The organism is Flavobacterium psychrophilum (assembly GCA_001708385.1).
GTDB lineage: Bacteria > Bacteroidota > Bacteroidia > Flavobacteriales > Flavobacteriaceae > Flavobacterium > Flavobacterium psychrophilum_A.
Map to the genome: position 1 here is coordinate 78,907 of CP012388.1, position 24,264 is coordinate 103,170.

Genomic DNA, 24,264 nt, shown 5'->3' on the forward strand with positions numbered 1-24,264 from the left:
ATTTTACTATAAACCAATTAATATCTAATAATTATGAAAAGATATGAAATTATCGATGGTATTTCCAGCTGGCTTCCACGATCAGATTTTCATCTATTCAGATTATAAGATTTAAAAATAGTATTAAAAGGCGCAGAGAAGCCCCTTTTATTTATTAGGTACCATGTTAAAAATTTATGTTTAAACCACCTGTAAACACTAATAAAATCTTAATACAGGGATTACGTTAAATTCTCTGAAAGACTTGTTTTTTTAAGGTGAAAAAAGTTACATTTGTTAATATTGTATTAAAAAAACCTCACAACTGATTATTAACAAATTAATATTTTTTATGACTACAGAAGAAATTAAGCAGAGCATTGCAAGTTGGACGTCTACCCGTGAAAATGCTAAGGTATTGAATAAAAAATTTCAACAGGGTAACAGCTTTTCGTATGATGTTCCTCCTTACGCTGATGCATCATCATATCTACATGTATATCCTGGTTTGTTTGACGGGCAACTATTGTTCTTTGTTATTCCGGCTGAATATGATAATGAACAGTATGCGGAAGAAATTGACAAGTATACAATTGTTTGTCCTGCAGAGAATGGATTATCCGGAGGCCACAATATAACACCAACCGAAGCGAATGCAAGAATACTTGCCTGGGAAGAGCATCACGTTGCGTGGATACAGCAAAAAGTAAATACTGTAGACGGCGTTTTCCAGGCTTTTGAAATAGCAACTGAAGACTTTGAAGCAGCGAGTGTAGTTATTACTCTAGGACTTAAAAAAACACCTAAAGCAGAACTTGATTTTAACGCAGATATGATTGTAACAAATAAGATTAATACGCAATTGGTTTATGACGATTTCAGCAGACCTATACCACCCTTTAGCTCAACTGCAGATGTACAGTCATTTTATCTGTTATCGGTCTAGTTTCGTATGAGTATAATTGATACCATTTTATTAAATTTTGACTATGCATTACCTATAATATTAATTATAGGAATTTTGGTAAATCTATGTTTTTATAAGTTTATCGCTTCAATGTACAAATGGATTTTCTATTATTTGTTAATTATGCTTTGTATAGATGTTGGTGCTCGAATTTATGGTCAGTTTGGTTCCAATCTAATATTACTACCGATATATAGTGTAATAGAGGTAATAATTATCACTGTATTCTATTACAAATTTCTTTTTGAGGCATCGCACAGGTTAGTAAAAGGCCTGTGCTTTATTGCCTCATTATACATATTGTGGGAAATCATAATTTTGATAGGTATCGAAACCAGTCAGTTTCAATCTTACGCTAAAGTAGCAGACAACTTTGTAGTCGTTACTTTGACATTAGCTTATTTCCATGAAAAAATTTATATTTTTAAAGAATCTAAATGGGATAATTTTCAGTTTAATACAGTTGTATTAGTTTATTTCTTTTTAAATATGATATTTTTTCTTCCTATAAATTTTTTAATAAATGAATCAACCGGATTGAAATTTTATTTTTGGTTTGGCACAAATATTTTAACTCTTTTATTCTATTCTTATTTAACCCATTCTATATGGAAAAATGGCAGGACCCGCAAGTTATTGCCTTCTGGATCGCGATAGTTGTTATTTTCATAGCCACACTTTTATTCTTTGTGGTTAGGATTCTGCATGCCGGTTACAAACGCATGACAGAGGCCAATCTGCGCGAAACACGCCTGCAATTAGAACATCAAAAGAAATTACTCGAAGTTAACCTACAGGCACAGGAAAAAGAACGTATGCGTATTGCCAGCGACCTGCATGACAGCCTCATTGGTAGACTTGTTGTGGTTAAGATGAAAAGCCAGATCGGGGCTACATCAGCCGATATTGACAGCATGCTTGAAGAGAGTATTGCCGAAGCGAGGCGCATATCACATGATCTTACACCGCCTTTATTAGAGTTTTCACGAATAGAAGAACTGGTCGATGACCTGGTGAGTCCGTGGAAGCATAAATTAAATATTGTATATTTAAGCGATATACGAAACACGGAAGACCTGCCGACACAATCTAAGATACAAGTACTTAGGGTAGTGCAGGAGCTTTTGGTAAATATAAACAAACATGCAGCAGCAGATAGTGTTACCGTACACCTTCGGTATACCGATAAATTGTTTACGCTTGTTGTTAAGGATAACGGCCGTGGGTTTGATACCGCAGCACTTAAAAAGGGCCTTGGCCTTGGTAACCTGGAACTCAGGGTGCAATACCTTAATGCGAATTACAAAGTAAAATCGGCACAGGGAAGGGGGACAGCAACAATTATAGCTGCATCTATATAAAATCCTGCTTATGAATAACATTACTATTGCGATCACAGACGATGACGCACTTATTGTAAGCCTCCTACAGGGTTACCTTCAAAGTATTGAAGACCTGACTGTGCAACTAACAGCTAACAGCGGTGAGGAGCTTTTGGCTTCACTTGCCTCGGCAGATACCTTACCCGATATTATCCTCCTGGATCTTAAGATGGCAGGTATGGATGGCATTGAAGTTACGCAAAACTTAAAGGAAATCTATCCCGATATAAAAGTCATCGTTATATCTTCTAATTACCAGAAACTGTTTATGGGTTTTATGCTTAAAACAGGTGTTTCGGCGTTTTTACCAAAGGGTATATCTCCGGTAGAACTAGTAGATATTATCAGGACGGTCTATAAACAGGGCTACTTTTTTAAAGAAGATCAAATGGCGGTACTTAGGGAGCAAATTCCTGCTAAGGCTCCTAAACCTGTATTACAGGACGAAGAATTGTTGTCTGAAAGAGAAAAAGATGTACTAAAGCTTATTTGCCAGCAAAAAACAGCCAAAGAAATTGGCGATGTGCTTTTTATAACGCAACGTACAGCTGAAGGCCATAAGAATAACCTGTTTGTAAAAACCGGAGCAAAAAACATAGCTGGGCTTGTTATATATGCAATACAACAGGGTGTTATGAGCGTAGAAGAGTTGCCCATTATCTAGATATGGACTTATTTATATAAACTACAAAAACCAGGTATTTTTACCTGGTTTTTTAATTCAGGTAATTTCTACCTTCGCTGTGTTGAAGGATTTAACGAGATTTGCCTAGTAAGAATAAGAAACATAAGTTTTATATAAAAGCCAGGCAGGTCTGAATAGTTCGGTTAGTCCCCAAACACTTAAACGAGTTTATGTCCCCCCAAAGAACAGTAATTTAAGAGACCTGCCTGTTTTTTATAGCAACGATAGTTGGACTTTAATAGTAGTTATCAATTTATTAGATGTCTTTGGAGCAGCGTAAGTAGTAAGGCGCTGCTCCTTTTTTTTGTATTTTTTTGAGTACTGGTTATTTATAGCAAAAAGGGCAGCCACATATTGGCTGCCCTTTTGTTTGGGTAATAGTCAAGCTTTTGATTAATCAATATAGCCCATATTCTGGATGAATCCTTTAGTTACATCCATAGTTTGTTGTGGTATAGGAAATATCCTTCTGTAAGGTTGTGTTGCCGGTTTTGCAGAACCCGGCTGTGCCTGGTCCAGAGTTCCAAAACGTACCATTTGAGGGCGTCTCCACATTTCCCAATACATTTCGTAACCTATTTCTTTATAAAGCGTTGCAGCATCAAGAGAAGCGATAGGTGTACCCGGTACATTACCAAACAATGCTTCACGCGTTCTGCTTGTGCGTAGTAAGTTAATATCGGCCAAAGCAGCACCTGTATTTCCGCTACGAAAATAAGCCTCTGCTCTCATTGTGTATATACCTCCTAAACGAAATAACGGAATATCAACTTTACTTGTACCATTATTAGCACCATCTCCCGGGTCAAATTCAAACTTAAAGCAGCGAACACCACGATTAATCTGGTTTTGCGCAAGTATAGACTGTGTTCTGTTATCAAAATCAAGTTCAGGAGTAAAGTTCATAGGTGTGGTAGTACTTTTTTCGCAAACAAGTGCCGATACTTTAATCCTTCCGTCTGATGTCATTTCGAAACCACCACCAGTAGTAAGTTTCGGACCATATTGCTGACCTACAAGGATACCTCTGTTAAAATGGAACCAAGGCTTAACAGTACCAGGAACCATATCTGTAGCAGGAACACTAGTAGTCGTAGCATCATTCATAAACCACGTACCATCGGCATATTGGTAATATCTGTGGAACCTTGGGTCATCATGGTTACCATTCCAGCTTGCATAGAACTCAGGAGTCATACATGACCCGTTGGTTCCCCTGTTACCCGGAGATACCCTCTGGTTACGTTCGCAAGACATATAGGCAAGGTCGTTATCACCATCACGTAATTTGTCAATTTTCTGTGTAATGGCAAACACAAGCTCTTTTGCGCCATTGTTATTGATAGAGAAGTTATCAAAATAGTTTGATGCAAGATTAAATTTACCCGAGTTAATTACTAAGCTGGTGTAGTAAATAACTTTATCCATATCAGTACCATTTCCGTCCAAAGCCGGTTCTGTAAACTTAAAAGTAGAGTTAGCATTGTAACGGTCTTTGTACACGGCACGGTTAAGATACATTTGAGCAAGTATAGAATAAGCAGCCTCTTTAGTGATCCTTCCATTGTGGGTTCTTTGTTCACCCAATGCAGCAAGGCTTGGTATTTGCTCTTCGACCGATTTAATCAGTTCGTCAATACCTTCGGCAGCCTGCTTAATTTCAAGTGGAGCACTTGGTGAAGACGGGTCACGGTAGGGAGCCTGTCCGTAAAGGTCAAAAGTTGTGTAAGTATAAAAAGCTAAAAGTACTTTCGCTTCAGCAAGAAAAATAGTTTTCTCCGGATCGTTACCGTTCTGTATTGTACGGATAGCGGTTAGTGAACGTGTAATACCATTGGTAAGCAGATTCCAGTTATCTGTAACAACAGCATTATCGGGAGCCCAGTTAAACTCGTGCATAGCACGCCATTTTCCACCATCACCCCAGTCACTTCCGCGGGTAGGAAGCATAGCTACATCGCTGCTGTATTCCTGCATGGCAATCATACCACCATTATCTGTAAAAGTCCTGTCGCCCAAACGGTCGTAAGCTGCTGCCAGGGCACTTGCTGCGTTACTAGCTTCATCACCAAGCACTTCGTCCATCACCTCTTCGTCAAGGCTGGTACAACCTGCCAAAACAAGCGCTGCACATGCTGTGATTATCGTTGTCCTTCTAAATATGTTTGTGAAATTCATGATTATAGTTTTAATGTTGTACCGAATAGGAATGTTCTTGATGTTGGGTAGCTTGAATAATCTATACCAATAGACTGGTTACCGCCATTAGGCTTAGGGCTGTTAATAAGCGGATCGTAACCGTTGTAATCTGTAATTGTCAATAGGTTTTGTCCTGTTATATAGAAGCTAATACCTTGTAGCCATTTAATATTTGCAGGCTTAAAGTTATAACCGATGCGTGCTGTGTTAAGACGGATAAAATCTGACTTTTCAAGATATAGTGTAGATATTTGCGGAGAGTTAGCAGGGTTAGCTGCAGAATTTGCATATACCGATGCTACGTTTCTGTCTGATGCTAGATTGTTGATATTCAATGCATTTAAAAATGTGTTGTTTAGGTTATAACCACCTGTCTGACCGATGATAGAGAATGAGAAGTCGAAATTCTTATAGCTCATTTCACTGTTTAAACCGTAAGTAAATGTTGGTATAGCACCCTCTATAATGTAACGATCATTTCCGTCAATAGTACCGTTTCCATCTTTATCCTGGTAAACGTTAGCACCATTCTCATCAAATCCTGTATGTTTAAGCAGGTAGAATGATCCCGCAGAATAGCCGCTTTTGTAAATGTTTGCATTTACACCCGACTGGCCCGGTCCTGATATTGTTCCGGAAAGTATTTCTGATACCGGAAGGTTTTTGATCTGATTGTCAAGTGTTGCACCATTTACATCCATCGACCATTTAAAATTGTCGTTGTCTATAATTTTACCACCCAGCATAAACTCTAAACCTTTGTTTACGATCTCACCATCAATATTTACCCAAACGTTTGTGGTAGGGCTAAGTACCTGAGAAGGTATGTTAAGAATTGCGTCTGTAGTAGTTTTATTAAAATAATCTACACTACCGTAAATTCTGTCGTTAAGGAAACCAAAATCAAGACCAATGTTAAACTGTGTTACAACTTCCCATTTAAGGTCAGGGTTCGGTGTTCTACCAACAGATATACCATTTACAAGCTCTAAATCGTCATACAGGTAGTAGCCATCGGCACCTGCAAGAGCGTAACTTGCTTTAGTAATTTTGTTTTGTACTTCCTGGTTACCCGTTTGTCCCCAGCTTGCTCGAAGTTTAAGGTTGTTTACAACATTAGATGACTTTAAGAAACTTTCCTGAGAAATGTTCCATCCCGCAGCAAATGATGGGAAGTAACCGTATTTGTTGTTTTCACCAAAACGTGTAGAACCGTCTGCCCTTAATGATGCCGTTAAAAGGTATCGGCTGTCAAAAGAGTAGTTAACCCTACCAAAATATGACTGTAGCTCATTTATCTGGGCGAAACCGGCAACACCCGATTGTACTCCTGCAAATGCAGGGTTATTACCCGGTTGGATACCAACATTCCTGTCAGCGATATTATCAATACTGAAGCTTGTTCCCGATCTTTCAAATTTCTGGTAAGAGAAACCTGCCATAGCATCAAACTTATGTTTGTCAGCAGCTATATCATATGTTAAGTAATGTTCTACCAATGAGTTTTTAGACTCAAGGTTGTTCTGTACATAACGTCCTCTTGGGTTAAGGTCGGTAAGGTTAGGATATATTGTAGTGTTCCTTTCTGCGATAGAACGGTCTATACCTAGATTCAGTTTATATTCAAACCCTTTTGCAATACGGAAAGATGATTCCATGTTACCTAATACCCTAAGCGTACGAGTCTCGTCTTCGTAAATGCTAAGCAGGTAAGCAGGGTTGTAGTGTGCATTCATGTTAAAGTTGGTGTACTCACCATTCTCGTCAAACACATTACGCGTTGGGTTAGCCATAAGTGTGTGGATGATTAACTGACCGTTAGATCCACCATCATCACTTGTAGGTACACCGTTATCTTTAGTTTCACTGGCAGTAAGGTTTACTTTAATCTTAAGACGCTGATCGTCTAAGAACGATTCGGCAGCATTAATCCTTCCAGATGTACGTTTAAAGTTACTTTGGTTAACAATACCTTCCTGATCCATTTGTGCAAGAGATACGTAGTAATTACCTGTATTACTTTGCTTAGAGTAAGAAAGAGAGTTGTTTTTGGTTACAGCTTCCCTGTAAATTACATCCTGCCAGTCTGTGTTTCCGCCGTGGTCAAAAGCGGGATCAGAAAGTTTTTCCCTGTATTGCTGAGCACTTAAAAGGTCAAGTTTTTTAGCAACAGTTGAAAGACCTACATAAGAATCCATAGTAAAGGTACCTTCGCCCTTTTTACCCTTTTTAGTAGTAACAATAACAACACCGTTGGAACCCCTTGCACCATATATGGCAGCCGCCGATGCATCTTTTAATACCGATATCGATTCGATATCACTTGTATTTAAGAAGTTTAGAGGATTTTTTGCAGAAGATGCTCCAAAACCAACGTTAGATCCGCCCGGGCTAACATCGTCGTTAGACAATGGTACACCATCTACAACAAAAAGGGGAGTACTTCCACTCCTGATAGAGCCAACCCCACGAATGGTTACGTTAAGGCCCGCACCCGGTTCGCCGCTGGTTTGTACTACACGCACACCGGCAACTTTACCTTGTAAAAGCTGATCTGCAGATGTGTTAACCCCCTGTCTGAACTGTTCCTCTTTTAACTGGGCAACAGATCCTGTAGCATCTCTTTTTGCTACTTTACCGTAACCTACAACAAGAACCTCATTAAGTTCGGATGCGTCCGGTATCATGTTTACAGTAAGAGTACTTCCCTTTACTGTTACTGTTTGGGTTTTGTAACCCACATAAATTACACTAAGTGTTTTGCCTTGTGCAACGGCAATTTCAAAATCACCATCCATATTGGTAACAACACTGTTGTTAGTGCCTGCTTCAATAATGGTAGCACCCGGTAATGGTAATCCGTTTTCATCAAGTACCCTACCTTTTACAGGCTCCTGTACAATTGTTGATGCATTTACTAAAGCCGTTCTGTCCGATTTTAAGGCTTTTGGTGGTTCGTTTACTGTTTTTTTACTGTACCCGGTTTGTAGGGTAAGTAAGGCAGGAACCAAAAAACATAGGTTTTTTAACCTGAAAGTTGTAATTTTAAAATACATTGAATTAAGTTATTGGTTTTACGATGCTTAATTGGGCCGTAGCTGTTGGCGCAGCTGCGGCTTTTTTTTGGTACTATTTGTGTTTCAGTATTTCAATCTTTTTTAAAAGAGCCGATGTGGCTTTTTACGGAAAACCGTACAGGCTCTAATTATTGACTGCGAAATAAGCGAATGTTAAGGGGAATTATTTTGTGTGAAGGTTATCTTTAAATTAAGTGATGGAGCCACTAAAACGCTATAGTTGGCGCTTGTTAACAGAAAAATCATGCTTAGTTTTCGTTTTGTTTTTTCTGAGCTAACAAAGGCTTAACCTGTGTATTCTACATTTGCCCGCATACCAAAATAATAACCCTTGAGACATAAGCTAATAGGGGTTAAATCTAAATTCCCATACTACAAATTTTAATTTTATGAAATCATTTATTTCAGCGGTTACTGTTCTGCTAACTACAGCAGCAGTAACGCATGTGCATGCTCAGAGCGATAATTTAAAGCTGAATCAGTTACAGGTTATAGGCTCGCATAATAGCTATAAAACAGCTATCGAACCCGAGCTTTACAAAGCTTTATATGCAAGAGATTCTGCTATTGCAGGAGTACAATATGAACACATCGCAATTGCAGACCAGCTTACAATGGGGCTTCGCAATTTGGAGATTGATATTTATGCCGATACAAAAGGAGGGAAGTATGCCCATCCTAAAGGGCTGGAGCTTGTAAAGCCAGAAAAAGCATATGATCCAAATGGCGAAATGAACAAGCCGGGCTTTAAGATCATCCACATGGTAGATGTAGACTTCAGGAGCTCTATACTTACGTTTGAAAGCTGTCTGCAAATGCTTAAAAAATGGTCAGACGAGCATCCGGGACATACCCCCGTATTTATTACGCTTGAACCAAAAGATGGCTACACCAATAATTTTGGTACGACCCCCGAAGCCTTTACGCCACAACTTTTTGATGAAGCAGATGCTGTGATACGAAAAAACCTTGGTTCTGATAAACTTATAACACCGGATATGGTGAGGGGCAAATATGCAACGCTGGAAGAAGCTGTACTTAAAGGCAACTGGCCGACACTTAAAACGGCTAAGGGTAAGTTTTTCTTCCTACTAGATGATAGTAAGAACAAAATGAAGATGTATATGGAAGGACATCCATCTTTAAAAGGGCGCGTTGCTTTTGTAAATGCGCAACCCGGAACACCGGAAGCTGCTGCCATGTTTAGGAATGAATCGAATAAGGACACGGATATTACTGACCTTGTTAAGAAGGGGTATATAATCCGCACCCGTGCCGATCTTAATACGGTACAGGCCCGTAAAAATGACTATTCATTGTTTGAACTGGCTAAGAAATCGGGAGCACAGATAATCACTACCGATTATTACCAGCCTAGTAAACTGTTTCCTTCTACGTACCAGATAAAATTTGATGACGGAAAATATGTAAGGACAAACCCTGTAAACGGATCCAAGTAACATATATTCCTAAAAAGGAAAAAAGCCTGCAAGATATAGCCTTGCAGGCTTTTTTATTTATTGTCAAGATTTATAACTTCTCCGGTTTTAAAATTAACAGTAAAATGACCTGCAGGTGCTCCGTTAAGAAATTTATCTAGAATTGAGAAGAATAAACTAAGGCTGTATTGTGTCATATCTGTTGATTGCTTTTTTTTAAGGATACAATCAGAAATTATTTTGTACTGTTTTATTCTGTCTGTTCCGATATCAGAGATTGCAAGCCTGTCTGCACTTCTGATACGATAGAAATCTATAATCAGATCAATACCTTTCCATTCTTTAAAGTCCTCCAGTTTCAATCTGTTCTTCTTTAGAAGATTTTCAGCTTTTTTAGCAGCATTTTTCCATTCGTCTGACGATTTATCTTTTATAAAATTTTCTATCGATTCCGAATTTCGATTAGCTAAGATCAACAGATCATAACCTGATATTTCTGATAGAAATTCTCTGAATTCTAAAGGCCAGTCGTCAGGCATAAACCGTAGCCTTACTAATTCTTTCAGGTGATAATCTGTAAATTCATGATAGCTTTTAGTTTTGAGTATAGCGTCATCCCAAATTTCGGTAGAATTGATACTTTTTAGATGTTTATGTTCTATAGCATACAGATCGAAAAGTTCATTAAAGCGTGGCACATTGTCTATAGTTATAGTTTCAATCTCAGCAATATTTCCCTTCTCAATTGTTAACAGTTTATATGCAGGAATATAAGCAGCCAATGATGGGGTTTGTATGTTAACGATTGTGTTGCCGTTTTTGGTAGTTCGAACACCGGTATCGTTAATATGCATGTGACCGCCAAAATGTATCTGGATGCCGGCATCGGCAAAAGTTTGAGCAACTTCTTCTTCGGGTATCCTGTTCAGTTGCCATTTGCCTTTCCCCATTAGCGATTCAATTTCTGCAGATGCATCATCATTAAATTCTACCATAGGGTAATGACTGAAAGCAATTAACGTTTTACCTCTTTTTTTGGCTTCATCCGCAACTTTTTTCACCCAGCTTACTAAGTGTTTTTTATGCGATAGTACATTGTTGTAACCAAGGTCTGCACCCGAATAATTCTTCGGATTTTTACCATCACCATTGCTATTTGCCTTAGGAATGTAAACGTTACCATCAATTGCCAATAACCAAAGTCCCTCAACAGGCTCGGTAAGATAGCTTACATCAGGAACAGAGTATCCTGGAGCCACATCATAAACCCTATATGACAATGATGATTTATTTTGAGCATTTTCGTATAAATAATTATCGGGGCTGTAATTGCTAAAAGGTGTTTCCCAGTAGATATAATTTGGCTTAGGGAAAAAGCCAAAATTATTTAAATAACGGGTGATGTCTTCATAACCCATTTTCGCAATGTCTTTTGTAACTACTACAGGCAATTCGTTTCGTTTAGGCTTGTACATTCCCTCATTACTAAAAATGGGCTGAGGTTTGCCACCTTCACCTAAAAAATCGTCTTTGCCCGACGGTTGTGCAAAAGGGCCAACCGGATCATGATTACCTGTAGTAATAAAAAATTCAATCCCATATTTTTGAGCGTATTCGTTTAATATGCGTTGTAAACCTCTTAGGTGGATAGGCTGACCATCATCGGTATAATCGCCGGGTAATGCAACAAGTTTGATATTACGTTTGGCAATATCATCTAGTGCGGTAAGAAAAGCAAAATAATTTTCGTTGAAAATGCGAGTGGAATGCAATTGCGAATCCATCGTTCGCAGTAACACATTTTTTCCGTTAACCGCATTTATGATGCCTTTATAATCTGTATCACTAAAAGTACCGTACAAATCCTGAAGATGGACGTCTGCCAGAAAAGCAACCTGTATTTCTTTGGTTTCTGACTGCGATAGTAATTGATGGGGAAGGAGAGTGATGAGTAGTAAAAGGCTATATAATCTGGACATGTAATTTTTAGCGCAAAATTCTGAAATGCTATATAAAGCCAATGTTATATAAAAGCAATATTTAGGTTAGCTATAAAATAAAAGCATCCCCATAAAGGGGATGCTTTCGTTAAAAATAATTTGGGTTTAGACTAAAATTTCTTCGTTACGGCAATTCGTTTCGTGATCACTCCTGCATCAGAAGTTACGTTAAGAATATAAATTGCAGATTCCAGTCCTGTAACATCCATACTAAAGTTTTCTGTAGTAATGTTTCCGTCTCTTACTAATCGTCCGTTAAGGTCATAAAGACTTGCTTTAAGATTGTTGTGAGAAGAGAAATCAGGTACTTTAACAAATACTTCTGTAGAAGCAGGATTTGGATAAATATTTATGTCAAGTTTGCTAAAGTCATCCACTCCAACCAATGGTGATACAACTATTGTAACACTTGCATCGCTGCAATTACCATCATTAATAGCATCGCATATTCTGTAGATTACAATATATGTACCGTCCGGTGTAGAAGCAGGAACATTAATACTTCCGTCTGCGTCAATAGTTACACCGGCAAGTCCTCCTGTGTTAACTATGCTTATTGTTATGTCAGTATCTTCAACAAGCTCGTTGTTGTAAAGGTCGTTAGCGGTAACATCTCCTGCAACACCACCAGTACCTTCAAGTATAGTATTTGCGCTAAAGTTATCATCAACTGCAACTAGTACATTAGTAACATTTAATGTAGCTGCGTTAGATAATTTAAAGCAATCGCTTGTTTGTAATAACATAACTCTGTACTGGTAACCATTGTAGCTTACCGGAACATTTGTTACCGTTAATGCGCTGGTTGTAGCACCAGAATATACAGGGCTTGTACCACCATCTGTAATATCAGTCCAGTTTTCACCGTCTTCACTTACCTGCCATTGGTATCCGGTTATGTTTCCGGCAGCAGTAGTAAAGGTAGCACTGTTGTTTACAGTTATATTTGCAGACTGTGGTTGCGTGGTAATATTAATAGCTTGTGGTTGTGTTATAGTTACGTTTTCAACCTTTACACATCCAATAGCATCTGTAATTGTAACAGTATAATCGCCAGCAGGTAGGTCTGTCGCTTCGGCATTTGTACCACCTGAAGGTAACCATTCGTAAGTATAAGGACCAACGCCTCCACTTACTGTTAGAGCGGCAGAGCCTGTTTCGCCATTACAAAGTGCATCTGTTTTAGTAACTGTCCAGATCAACGCTTCAGGCTGTGTAAGGCTAAAGTCTCTGGTGATTGAACAACCGTTAGCATCTGTAATAGCTACTGAATAATCGCCTGCTGAAAGGTTCGATGCTGTAGCACCTGTGCTAACATTAGGTGTCCATTCATATGTATATTCCTCAGTTCCTCCGGTTACTGTTAACGCAATTTCGCCGGTATTGGTACCACCACATACTATATCTGTCTGAACCACAGTAACGTCAAGAACATCCGGTTGTGTAATGTTGAAAATTTCAGTGGTAACACATCCAAACACATCTGTAATAGTAAGCGTATAGCTGCCAGGAGTAAGACCTGTAGCTGCAGGTCCGTTACCGCCTGTTGGCGCCCACGAATAGAAGTATTCCGGAGAATTACCCGTTACAGTAACACTTGCACTACCATTTGAACCACCGTTGCAAGACACATTTGTCTGTGTAGGAGATACAATTAGCTCAGGTTGTTGTGTTATAGCGAACGATTTAGAAGTTGTACATCCGTTAGCATCTGTTATAACTACACTGTAGTTTCCAACAGCTAATCCTGTAGCTGTAGCAGTTGTACTAACTGCCGGTGTCCATACATATTCAAATGGAGCGGTACCTCCCAGTACAGTTATACTGGCAATTCCCGTAGATGCCCCAAAACAGTTAATGTTAGTTGTAGTTGAGTTGGCAACTAACACACCCGGTTGTGTAATAATAATTTCTTTAGTACCGGTACAACCTGCACTATCAGTTATAGTTACAGTATAAGTTCCTGCTGTAAGTTCTGTAGCTGTGGCTGCAGTACCTCCGGAAGGAGCCCACGAATAGGTGTAGTTTCCTGCGCCACCTGTTGCAGTTACGGTTGCCGAACCGTTGTTCTGTCCGTTACAAAGTATATTTGTTTGTATTGATGTAGCGATTATTGCAGTTGGCTCTGTAATAGTAAACGATTGTGTCGCTGTACATCCATTAGCATCGGTTACGGTTACAGTATATGTACCTGCAGTAAGCCCTGTTGCTGTTGCAGCAGTACCACCTGACGGAGCCCATGAATACGTGTATACACCTGTACCACCTGTAACGTTTACTGTAGCAGACCCGTTAGACGCGCCGTTACAAACTAAGTTTGTCTGTGCACTTGCTGTAGCTACGAGAGCAGTAGGCTGTGTAATAGTAAACAATTGCGTAGCAGTACATAAGTTTGCATCGGTTACAGTTACGGTGTATGTTCCCGGCGCAAGTTCATTGGCTGTTGCCGCAGTTCCTCCCGATGGAGCCCATGAATACGTGTATGCTCCTGTACCACCTGTTACAGTTGCCGTAGCAGAACCATTAGTAAGTCCGTTGCAAGTTACATTAGTGTGCGATGGGGTAATTGCAAGGGCGGTTGGTTGTGTAATAGTAAACGATTGTGTCGCTGTACATAAGTTAGCATCTTTTACAGTTACAACATATGTTCCTGCAGTAAGTCCTGATGCTGTTGCCGCAGTACCACCTGACGGAGCCCATGAATACGTGTAAGTTCCCGTACCACCTATAACATTTACTGTTGCAGAGCCTGTAGCGGCATCATTACACAATATGTTTGTTTGTGCAGCCGGGGTGGCTACAAGAGGAGCAGGCTGTGTAATTGTAAACGATTGTGTCGCTGTACATAAGTTTGCATCGGTTACAGTTACGGTGTATGTCCCTGCCACAAGTCCTGTTGCCGTAGCGGCAGTACCACCCGATGGAGACCATGAATATGTGTACGCTCCTGTACCGCCTGTTACAGTTGCAGTTGCAGTACCATTATTAATACCGTTACAAGACACATTAGTGTGCGATGGGGTAATTGCAATTGCAGTTGGCTGTGTAATAGTAAACGATTGTGTCGTTGTACAGTTATTAGCATCTGTTACAGTTACAACATATGTTCCTGAAGTAAGTCCTGATGCTGTTGCCGCAGTACCACCTGACGGAGCCCATGAATACGTGTAAGTTCCCGTACCACCTGTAACATTTACTGTTGCAGAGCCTGTAGCGGCATCATTACACAATATGTTTGTTTGTGCAGCCGGGGTGGCTACAAGAGGAGCAGGCTGTGTAATTGTAAACGATTGTGTCGCTGTACATAAGTTTGCATCGGTTACAGTTACGGTGTATGTCCCTGCCACAAGTCCTGTTGCCGTAGCGGCAGTACCACCCGATGGAGCCCATGAATAGGTGTAAGTTCCTGTACCGCCTGTTACAGTTGCAGTTGCAGTACCATTATTGATACCGTTACAAGATACATTAGTGTGCGATGGGGTAATTGCAATTGCAGTTGGCTGTGTAATAGTAAAGGATTGTGTCGTTGTACATAAGTATTAGCATCGGTTACAGTTACAGTATATGTTCCTGCGGTAAGTCCTGAAGCTGTTGCAGAAGTACCACCCGTTGGAGCCCATGAATAGGTATATGCTCCTGTACCACCTGTAACGCTTACTGTAGCAGCCCCGTTAGACGCGCCATTGCAAAGTAAGTTTGTTTGTGCACTTGCTGTTGCTACAAGAGCATCAGGTTGTGTAATAGTGATCGATTGTGTCGCTGTACATAAGTTTGCATCGGTTACAGTTACGGTATATGTTCCCGGCGCAAGTCCATTGGCTGTTGCCGCAGTACCTCCCGATGGAGCCCATGAATAGGTATACGCTCCCGTACCGCCTGTTACAGTTACAGTAGCAGAACCATTATTAGCTCCATTACAAGATACATTAATTTGTGACGGAGTAATTGTGATAACAGTTGGCTCTGTAATCGTAAACGATTGTGTCGCTGTACAAGTATTAGCATCGGTTACAGTTACAGTATATGTACCTGCGGTAAGTCCTGTTGCTGTTGCAGCAGTACCACCCGATGGAGCCCATGAATAAGTGTATGCTCCAGTACCACCTGCAACGCTTACTGTGGCAGATCCGGTAGATGCGCCATTACAAAATAAGTTTGTTTGTGCATTTGCTGTTGCTACAAGAGCATCAGGTTGTGTAATAGTGATTGATTGTGTAGCTGTACATAAGTTTGCATCGGTTACAGTTACGGTGTATGTTCCCGGCGCAAGTCCATTAGCTGTTGACGCAGTACCTCCCGATGGAGCCCATGAATAGGTATACGCTCCCGTACCGCCTGTTACAGTTACAGTAGCAGAACCATTATTAGCTCCATTACAAGACACATTAGTTTGTGAAGGAGTAATAGAAATACTGGTTGGCTCTGTAATAGTAAACGATTGTGTCGCTGTACAACTATTATCATCGGTTACAGTTACAGTATATGTACCTGCAGTAAGCCCTGAAGCTGTTGCCGCAGTACCCCCTGATGGAGACCATGAATAGGTATATGCTCCTGTACCACCCGTTACATTTACTGTTGCAGAACCTGTAGTGGCACCATTACAAAGAAGATTTGTTTGTGCTCCTATCGAAGCTACAAGAGCACTAGGTTGTGTAATCGTAAAGCTTCTCGTTATAGAACATCCGCCGGCCAAACTGGCAGTAACAGTATAAGTACCGGCTGTAAGTGCACTAGCTGTAGCAGTTGTACTAACCGACGGTGACCATACATACGTAAGTGCCCCTGAATTTCCGGAAACGTTTATTGTTGCGGATCCTGTAGCAGTACCATTACACAGTATATCTGTTTGAGATGTTGTTGCTGTTAAAGTGTTTGTTGTGATTACAGTAAAGTTTTTCGTTATTGAGCAACCATTAGAGTCTGTAATTACAACACTGTAAGGACCAGCGGCCAGATTTGTTATTGCTTGTGTAGTAGCTCCGTTAGACCATAAATAGCTGTAGGGAGATGTCCCGCCTGAAGGGAAAACAGCTGTCTCTCCGCCAGTAGTACATGTTGCATCTGTACGGCTGGTAGATGCCACAAGCATTGTTGCAGGTTGCGTAATTGTAACCAATTGGGTAGCTATACAATTATTAGCATCGGTTATAGTTACCGTATATGTTCCTGCGTAAAGTCCTGTAGCAGTTGCCGCAGTGCCTCCTGAAGGTGCCCATGAATACGTATAACCTGGTGTGCCTCCGCTTACAGATACGGTAGCCGAACCGCTATTACCATTTCTACATGCCACATTAGTTTGTGCAGTTATCGTAGCAGTAATATCCGTAGGCTGAGTTATTGAAACCCATTGTGTAGTTTCGCATCCATTGGTATCAGTTACAGTTACCGCATATGTTCCTGCAGATAGTCCTGTTGCTGTCGAATCAGTGCCGCCAAATGGAGACCATGAATAGGTAAATGTACCGGTCCCACCTGTTGCTGATACAGTAGCCGAACCGTTAGATCCGTTAGCGCAAGATACATTAGTTTGTGCAGATACAGAAGTAGTGATTGCCGTTGGTTCAGTAAGTGTAAAGCTTTGTGTAGCTTCACAACCATTAGCATCGGTTACCGTTACAATGTATGTTCCGGCACCAAGCCCTGACGCTGTCGCAGCAGTACCACCCGATGGAGACCATGAGTATGTACGTCCGCCTGTACCACCTGTTACATTTACAGTTGCCGTTCCGTTATTTCCTTCAAAACAACTTGGGTTATTTATTGTACCCTGTGAGGCTACCAATATATCTGGTTCAGTAATAGTAAAACTTTGTGTTGCAGTACATAAGTTTGCATCGGTTACAGTTACCGTGTAAGTCCCTGCGTAAAGTCCTGTTGCCGTAGCTGCAGTTCCACCTGAAGGCGACCACGAGTAAGAAAGTGCTCCCGTTCCACCCGAAGCATTTACCGAAGCAGCTCCTGTTGCAGCACCATTACAACCTACATTGGTCTGCGCAAAAGGTGTTACGGTAATAACAGCAGGCTCTGTAATAGTAAAGCTTTGATTAGCTGTACAATTATACTCATCGGTTACAGTAACTGTATATGTGCCTGCAGTAAGTCCTGTAGCCGTAGCTCCAGTTCCACCCGAAGGCGACCATGAGTAAGAAAGTGTTCCAGTTCCACCGGAAGCGCTTACAGTAGCCGAGCCATCAGTTCCGCCGTTGCATGTTAGATTGCTTTGTCCAGCTGCGGTGACTGTAATTCCGGTTGACGGTTCAGTAATAGTAAAGCTTTGGGTTGCGGTACAGTTGTTAATATCTGTCACTGTTACGGTATATGTACCTGCCGAAAGCCCGGTAGCGGTAGCCGCTGTACCTCCTGAAGGTGACCAAGAGTAAGATAATGTACCGGTTCCGCCACTTGCTGTAACTGAAGCTGCGCCCGTTGCCGTACCCTTGCAGGCTATGTTGGTTTGCGAGAGCGGTGTTACCGTAATAGCAGAAGGTTGGGTTATACTAACATTTTGTGTAGTAAAGCAAGTATTCGTATCTGTAATTGTTACTACATAATTACCTGCTGTAAGCCCTGTGGCTGTCGCCGATGTACCTCCAGATGGTGACCATGAGTAAGTTAATCCACCTGTGCCGCCGGAAGCGGTTACCGTAGCAGATCCGGTTGCAGCACCGTTACAACCTACATTGGTTTGTGATGTTATCGAAGATGTAATTGTCGTAGGCTGTGTAATAGTAACACTTGCAGTTGCTGTGCATAAGTTTTGGTCTGTTACTGTTACCGTATATGTACCTGCAGTAAGTCCTGTAGCTGTAGCCGCAGTTCCACCTGAAGGCGACCACGAGTAAGTGTAATCTCCTGTACCTCCTGTAACGGTTGCCGTTGCAGTTCCGTTAGAGCCTCCATTACATGATACATTAGTTTGGCCTGGCGTTATAACTATTTGCGGATTTACAGTAACAGTTACTGTACCGCATGTTCCCGGAGTTACACATCCGCCTTCGCCCCTTACATAATAAGTAGTTGTTGTAGTTGGGCTAACACTAAATGTAGACGATGTAGTTGTGGTTACAGGCGTACCGCCACAGCTGCCTGTATATACATGCCATGCAGTAGCACTGTTAAGTGTTCCTGTAATGCTAACTGTTTTGCTTGATCCGTAACAGTTTATACCCGTGGCTGCAAGTGTAGGCTGCGTAGGTGCAGTACAAGCTGTACAGTCAACATTTGGTGTTACATAATTAGCAGGTGTTATGCCCTGTGTTCCTGAATTGGTTTTTGTCCAATTAAGCCTATTATTTATACTTTCCCTCAAATCATCAGAAGTTCCTGTCAGGGTACCAGTATATTTATTGTTAGGTAATTCTACACTATCACTTAAATTATACAATGCTACACAGTTTACTCCATTTGTCAATCCTAAGGGTATGACACTTTCGGCAGTGCCTAAAGCTATGTCTGACCTATTCCATGATGTAGAAGGGTCATAATTAGTTGAGTTTATATCTCCATGTACACCAGCTATGAAAATAGGGGATAAAGGCCTCATAATGTTTCCTATACTTTGATAAGCTAGTATCTGATCGCCTCCAAATAAATTAAAATTATACGGAGTTCCAGATGGATTAAGTACAAAAGAAGTTCCTGCCACGCCATTTACAGTAAGTGTGTTTGGAGACGTTTCAATAACCGAAATAATAGTACCACAGCTTACGCCACCGGTAGGTATGGTCCATCTAATGTGGGGTTCGCTAGTACTTGCCCATACAGCATTTCCCCATCCCTCTTCTGTGAAATAAATTATTTCTCCAGCAGGTATATCCTTTAAGGTAATAAATGAAAAACCGTCCAGCGTTGCAGTATCATAGCCTATAAAGGCAATATCACCCGCGGCAAGGCTTTGTGCGCTGAGCCCTTGTGAAAATATACAGGAGTATAAAAACACTAAGAGCAATAGTAATTTTTGTTTCATGTTTGGTGTGATTTGATTATTAATGGCAGAGATAAGCGTTATGCCAACCTCCTAAACGTTCCGGAATTTGGATAGCCTCATTCTTTTTTATAAAGTCTCCATTGTTGGATAAAGTCTCTATTTTTTTAAAAGTCAGGCCATCATTGTTATTGTTGGCTTCAAGAGTATATATGTAATGGTCAAATAATGTTTTATTATCTTCGAAATTTATAGTTCCCCTTGGTCCGTCAATTTTTATATCTTCTACAATTTTTATAACTGAATTTATATTTCCTGCTTGTTCAGGCTTTGTAATAATATGGTTTACTATAAGTCCGCTTTCGTATCCCAATAGTGAAAAAATTGAAGGTGCTTGTGAGTATGCAGCCAGATATTGATTTGTAAACTCGCAACTTTTATCGTTACTTTCAAGCCATGGGCTAACAATATACGCAGGTATAGGATTGCTCTTATAGTCTTCTATAAAAGCGTCGCTTATGGAGAATGCAGTAAAATAGAATGGATATTTAGATGTTATCTTATTTTTAGAAATAAATGCTGCTGTTTCTTCGGCATATAAACCGCTGAAAAATCCAAATACAGCGTCCGGATTGGCATTATCTATAACAGCTTCCATATACTTTTCCTCTTCCTCTCTTGGATTTAGTGGTGTTATATAATGTCCTGTAAAGTTTATGTTTTCTGTTAAAGAAGATTCAAGTGCTGATAATATTCCATAACCTGAATCATAATAAGAAGTAGCGGAGGCAATAGAGTTATAATTTTTTTCGGAAAAATATTTACCTAATAAATATCCTGATTCTGCAAGAGCGAAAGAATTTATATATATACCCTTAAAAGACTTTTTTGAATACGGCATAGTCGCACCAAGGTCTGTTGCTAGCACTAAAATATCATTAGCAGATGCATACTCGTAAACATGGCTTATATTGTTATGTCCAAAAAAACCAATTATAATATTAATACCTTCCTGAAAACTCAGCTTCTGTATTTTTTCTATTATTAATTGTTCATCTGCCCCAATCCCTATGCTCTCTACAAATAATTTTGCATTAAGATTGTTTAATTTTAATCCGCGAACAAAATCCCTGTCAAGTGTTTTGTATTGTCTTGACTGGGGGATTAAAACTCCGATTTTTATTTCACCACCCATAAAAAAAATGTAAAAAGAGAGGTAATATAGTACCTTTCTTAAATTATTAATATTAGTTTCTTGAAGGAAAGTAACCTTCAGTACATATACAAGTATTTACAGCCAGATATGGGCTTCTTATTCCAAAAGGTTGGCTACCACCTGCTATACTAAGCGTCCCCGAAATTGTTGTTGTAACTCCTCCTACATAATTGGTTGGATCTGGCGTACTTTCAGAATACATATTAGGAAAAGTTCCACCTGATCCAAAACCAAGGATATTACCATCGGTTTCATTAATAGGCGATCCGGTAGTAACAGGAACTACTGTTTGTGCTTTTACGTCTGATATAGCATGCGTATGCATTGGCATGTTTAGTGGCAACAGTGTCATTGTTTCATATCCACCAATTTCTCCTTGATCTATTGGGGTTAAACCGGGTCCTTGTCCTGGATGTACGATACTACGTCCTTGTAAATTAGGAATTCCAAAAGTTGTTTGTCCATCTCCGCCATAAGTTGTTCCCAATAGTGCAAAAAGTGGTGTGTTTTGAGCGATTGACAGTAATTGCCCGTTGCATTGCATCCAGCCAACCGGAGCAAATTGAAATCCGAAATGGCATATTGCACCTAAAATTTCGTCCATATTTTTTAAATTAGATTAATAAATTAATTTCTTGATGGAAAAATACCAACAAGTGCAATACTCGTATAAATTCCCAGATATGGACTTCTTGATGCGAAAGGCTGGCTTCCTCCAGCTATCGAAGGTGTTCCTGTTAATGTTGTACTAACCCCTCCTACAAAATTTGTTGGGTCTGGTGTGTTTTCAGAATACATATTAGGAAAAGTGCCACCTGAACCAAAACCAAGAGTATTGCCATCTGTCTCATTTATTGGACTTCCAGTTGTTGTAGCAATTACTGTCTTAGCTGTAACAGTATTCATAATATGTGTATGAGCCGGCATATTTGTAGTTAGAAGTGTTACAGATTCTGTTCCTCCTACTTGTCCCTGAACTACAGGTTGTAATCCCGGTCCTGTTCCAGGATGTACTATTGAGCGGCCTCTTAAATCAGGCAAACCGAAAGTAGTTTGTCCGTTTCCTCCATAGGTTGTGCCCAATAGAGAAAAAAGCGCGGTATTTTGGGCAATAGATAAAATTGCCCCATCGCAAAATGCCCATCCTTTTGGAGGAAAATTAAAGCCGAAAGCCTGTATCTGACCTAAAAATTGTTCCATGATTGTATTTTTAATTTGTTGATTATATGGTTATAGCTAATGTATTAATAAGGGAAATACTAAAACCACGTATATTCACCTGTTTTGTAATATTGTAATTTCAGCGTATTTTTACTGTAGCGGCAGCAAAATCTTAATCTTCAGATATTGTACTATTTTCTATTAGTACGGCATCAAATTTAGGTGCTATCAATCATCCGGATATAGGTATAACTACCTGTTTTCTAAATTGGGATCTTTTTCATAATACGTATAAGGCAATTATAATTATTATGTAAGAAAATTATAAGAGAGATGAAATTTGCAACTTTAATCTTATCTTTGAAATATGTTAATTATTTAACAGAAGCCTGTCTTCAAATATTTTTATCTTATTATTTTCATTTACAGGTTTGTTGAAAAATTAAGCTGATTCAATTACAACCAATTAATAATTAATCATATGAGTAAAAAAGAAAACACAATTACTCTGGAAGATGCTAAACGTTTTGCTGCCAGATGGAGAAAAGAGGAAGGGACTTATAATTCCCATCACGAACTTCATGGATTCTTAATTCCGATAGTAGATTTTGCAGAGGTTTTATCCGAAAAGCCGGATGCAGTAAGAGCCTATGTTGGAGTTGATGATCTTGGTGAAGAAAAACTAATGATGGTAGGTACCAGATATAATAAGGATACGGATACTTATGAAGATATTATTGCCGATAAAGGTGAATCTGCTATCTTTGATTTTTCAAGGCCATGTCCAAATTTATGCGATAAAGACAGTCCTTTGAACAAATAGTAATTGAATGTATTTATTAAAGATCCTGACCAATCTCGGTCTTTTTATTCTTTTTATAAATTTGGTATTATATTCTATAGGCTTCGCTAAAAATGGCAAAGCCTATAAATTTTTTGTTGTATATATTATCTCGCTTTTTCTAATAAACGTTATCACAGAGATTTATGCGATATTGAATATTAACAACCATTTTTTAGCTACTTATTACCTTTTTTGCCCCTTTCTACTACTAAGCTTTTTTTATTACTATTTGTTCGCCCGAGTCAATAAAAAAAAACAGCTATTCATTAAATTTTCGGCTGGTATCTTTGCTGCTTTACTTGCCATGCAGTATATGGTAGATCCGGGGCAGTATTTTAAATTTAATTCGATAGGATTACTAGTAACAAATTGTTTAGTAAGTGTTTATGCGGTTTTGTATTTATTTGAATTACTATCAGGTAAATTACCCTTTCAATACGCTACCATTGGCATATGTATCTACTTTATAAGTAGCGCATTAATTTTTGCATCTGCAACATCAATAGTGTCATTCAACGTAGAAATTAGTATGTTTATCTGGAAAATAAACGCATCATTGTTTATTGTATATCAATTACTAATTTTATGGGAATGGAAGCAAACCTTTTATCTAACTCAGAAGAAACAGGGTTAATTATTATAACGGGTATATTTCTTATGTTCTTTATGAGCATGATATTATTGCTGTTCTTTTTCTTCTCTAAAAAGAAGATCGTTCAAAAAGAACTGGAAAAGAAGAATCTTGAGTTGGACTACCAAAAAAATCTTATTCTTGCAACTATCGAGGTACAGGAAAATGAAAGAAAACGTATAGCACAGGATCTTCATGATGATATAAGTTCAAAATTAAATATTGTGTCCTTAAACAGCCATATGTTAACGACACCGGACTTAACACCCGATGAAGTTTCAGAGATTACAGTTAATATTATTAACCTTACAACTAAGACTTTAGAAAGTTCCAGAAGAATAGCACATGACCTTTTACCTCCTGTTCTGGATAAATTTGGGCTTCATGCAGGTGTTGAAGAGCTTTGTTTTGAATTTAACAGTAGTAAGTCGGTGATTGTAAAGTATGAAAATAATGTAACCTTTAATGAAAATGATAAAAACAGGCATCTTCATGTTTTCCGGATAATACAGGAGCTGATGAACAACTCATTACGTCATGGAAAGGCTACAGAAGTTTCATTATCTTTTAATAAGAGTAACGATAAAGTAATTTGTAAATATACAGACAACGGAAAAGGCTTTGACGCTAACAGGCTAAAAGAAAGTAAAGGGCTTGGGATGAAAAATATTGAAAGCCGCATTATTTTCCTTGAAGGAGATATTAAGATAGATTCGGCTGTTGGTAGAGGAATTGACGTAGTTTTTAATTTTTAGTA

The 24,264-nt window shown here is 39.3% G+C and carries 14 protein-coding genes and 1 pseudogene; 8 read left to right on the plus strand and 7 right to left on the minus strand.

Annotated elements, in window-relative coordinates; translation table 11 throughout:
- The first annotated feature begins 331 nt into the window (after positions 1-331).
- From ALW18_00410 to ALW18_00425, 4 genes are all read left to right on the plus strand, one after another.
- On the plus strand, positions 332-925 hold the full coding sequence (locus ALW18_00410) for a hypothetical protein (GenBank protein ID AOE51111.1): 594 nt from the start codon (positions 332-334) through the stop codon (positions 923-925).
- 6 nt (positions 926-931) lie between these two features.
- Positions 932-1,603, plus strand: coding sequence for a hypothetical protein (locus ALW18_00415; protein ID AOE51112.1), 672 nt, complete (start codon positions 932-934; stop codon positions 1,601-1,603).
- A 65-nt stretch (positions 1,604-1,668) separates the two neighbouring features.
- The gene (locus tag ALW18_00420) at positions 1,669-2,307 is read left to right on the plus strand and encodes a hypothetical protein (GenBank protein ID AOE51113.1); all 639 of its coding nucleotides are present in this window, start codon (positions 1,669-1,671) and stop codon (positions 2,305-2,307) included.
- Positions 2,308-2,317: 10 nt separating this feature from the next.
- Positions 2,318-2,992, plus strand: a complete 675-nt coding sequence (locus tag ALW18_00425; GenBank protein AOE51114.1) for a phosphoglyceromutase — start codon at positions 2,318-2,320, stop codon at positions 2,990-2,992.
- 414 nt (positions 2,993-3,406) lie between these two features.
- Here ALW18_00425 and ALW18_00430 read toward each other — a convergent pair whose 3' ends face one another.
- Entirely contained in the window at positions 3,407-5,191 is a 1,785-nt protein-coding gene (locus ALW18_00430) for a glycan metabolism protein RagB (GenBank protein ID AOE51115.1), read from the minus strand.
- A gap of 2 nt (positions 5,192-5,193) precedes the next feature.
- Positions 5,194-8,268 carry a TonB-dependent receptor gene (locus tag ALW18_00435; protein AOE51116.1) on the minus strand — a complete coding sequence of 1,025 codons (3,075 nt, stop codon included), beginning with the start codon at positions 8,266-8,268 and terminating at the stop codon, positions 5,194-5,196.
- A 410-nt stretch (positions 8,269-8,678) separates the two neighbouring features.
- Between ALW18_00435 and ALW18_00440 the strand changes: the two genes are divergently transcribed.
- On the plus strand, positions 8,679-9,749 hold the full coding sequence (locus ALW18_00440; protein AOE51117.1) for a hypothetical protein: 1,071 nt from the start codon (positions 8,679-8,681) through the stop codon (positions 9,747-9,749).
- Between the two features lie 53 nt (positions 9,750-9,802).
- Here the strand turns inward: ALW18_00440 and ALW18_00445 are convergent, their stop codons facing one another.
- The 5 genes and pseudogenes from ALW18_00445 to ALW18_00465 all read right to left on the minus strand — a co-directional run bounded on the left by ALW18_00445 (position 9,803) and on the right by ALW18_00465 (position 22,074).
- Positions 9,803-11,707 carry a metallophosphatase gene (locus ALW18_00445; GenBank protein ID AOE51118.1) on the minus strand — a complete coding sequence of 635 codons (1,905 nt, stop codon included), beginning with the start codon at positions 11,705-11,707 and terminating at the stop codon, positions 9,803-9,805.
- Positions 11,708-12,711: 1,004 nt separating this feature from the next.
- Positions 12,712-19,697: pseudogene (locus ALW18_00450) on the minus strand (hypothetical protein).
- Between the two features lie 19 nt (positions 19,698-19,716).
- Entirely contained in the window at positions 19,717-20,850 is a 1,134-nt protein-coding gene (locus tag ALW18_00455) for a hypothetical protein (GenBank protein AOE51119.1), read from the minus strand.
- A 52-nt stretch (positions 20,851-20,902) separates the two neighbouring features.
- Entirely contained in the window at positions 20,903-21,475 is a 573-nt protein-coding gene (locus ALW18_00460) for a hypothetical protein (GenBank protein ID AOE51120.1), read from the minus strand.
- Positions 21,476-21,498: 23 nt separating this feature from the next.
- Complete coding sequence (locus ALW18_00465) at positions 21,499-22,074, minus strand: hypothetical protein (GenBank protein ID AOE51121.1); 576 nt, start codon at positions 22,072-22,074, stop codon at positions 21,499-21,501.
- 439 nt (positions 22,075-22,513) lie between these two features.
- Here ALW18_00465 and ALW18_00470 point away from each other — a divergent pair, with 439 nt between their 5' ends.
- From ALW18_00470 to ALW18_00480, 3 genes are read left to right on the plus strand one after another with little or no spacing between them, the layout of a single operon-like run.
- Positions 22,514-22,855 (plus strand): hypothetical protein, encoded by a 342-nt coding sequence (locus ALW18_00470; protein AOE51122.1) that lies wholly within the window; start codon positions 22,514-22,516, stop codon positions 22,853-22,855.
- Between the two features lie 7 nt (positions 22,856-22,862).
- Positions 22,863-23,510 carry a hypothetical protein gene (locus ALW18_00475; GenBank protein AOE51123.1) on the plus strand — a complete coding sequence of 216 codons (648 nt, stop codon included), beginning with the start codon at positions 22,863-22,865 and terminating at the stop codon, positions 23,508-23,510.
- Positions 23,468-24,262: a histidine kinase gene (locus tag ALW18_00480; protein AOE51124.1), complete on the plus strand. Its 795-nt coding sequence runs from the start codon at positions 23,468-23,470 to the stop codon at positions 24,260-24,262. Before ALW18_00475 ends, ALW18_00480 begins: the two co-directional genes overlap by 43 nt.
- Positions 24,263-24,264: the final 2 nt, after the last annotated feature.

Coding starts and splice junctions, on each gene's coding strand:
- ALW18_00410 (AOE51111.1), top strand. CDS start 332: ATGACTACAGAAGAAATTAAGCAGAGCATTGCAAGTTGGACGTCTACC.
- ALW18_00415 (AOE51112.1), top strand. CDS start 932: ATGAGTATAATTGATACCATTTTATTAAATTTTGACTATGCATTACCT.
- ALW18_00420 (AOE51113.1), top strand. CDS start 1,669: ATGACAGAGGCCAATCTGCGCGAAACACGCCTGCAATTAGAACATCAA.
- ALW18_00425 (AOE51114.1), top strand. CDS start 2,318: ATGAATAACATTACTATTGCGATCACAGACGATGACGCACTTATTGTA.
- ALW18_00430 (AOE51115.1), bottom strand. CDS start 5,191: ATGAATTTCACAAACATATTTAGAAGGACAACGATAATCACAGCATGT.
- ALW18_00435 (AOE51116.1), bottom strand. CDS start 8,268: ATGTATTTTAAAATTACAACTTTCAGGTTAAAAAACCTATGTTTTTTG.
- ALW18_00440 (AOE51117.1), top strand. CDS start 8,679: ATGAAATCATTTATTTCAGCGGTTACTGTTCTGCTAACTACAGCAGCA.
- ALW18_00445 (AOE51118.1), bottom strand. CDS start 11,707: ATGTCCAGATTATATAGCCTTTTACTACTCATCACTCTCCTTCCCCAT.
- ALW18_00455 (AOE51119.1), bottom strand. CDS start 20,850: ATGGGTGGTGAAATAAAAATCGGAGTTTTAATCCCCCAGTCAAGACAA.
- ALW18_00460 (AOE51120.1), bottom strand. CDS start 21,475: ATGGACGAAATTTTAGGTGCAATATGCCATTTCGGATTTCAATTTGCT.
- ALW18_00470 (AOE51122.1), top strand. CDS start 22,514: ATGAGTAAAAAAGAAAACACAATTACTCTGGAAGATGCTAAACGTTTT.
- ALW18_00475 (AOE51123.1), top strand. CDS start 22,863: ATGTATTTATTAAAGATCCTGACCAATCTCGGTCTTTTTATTCTTTTT.
- ALW18_00480 (AOE51124.1), top strand. CDS start 23,468: ATGGAAGCAAACCTTTTATCTAACTCAGAAGAAACAGGGTTAATTATT.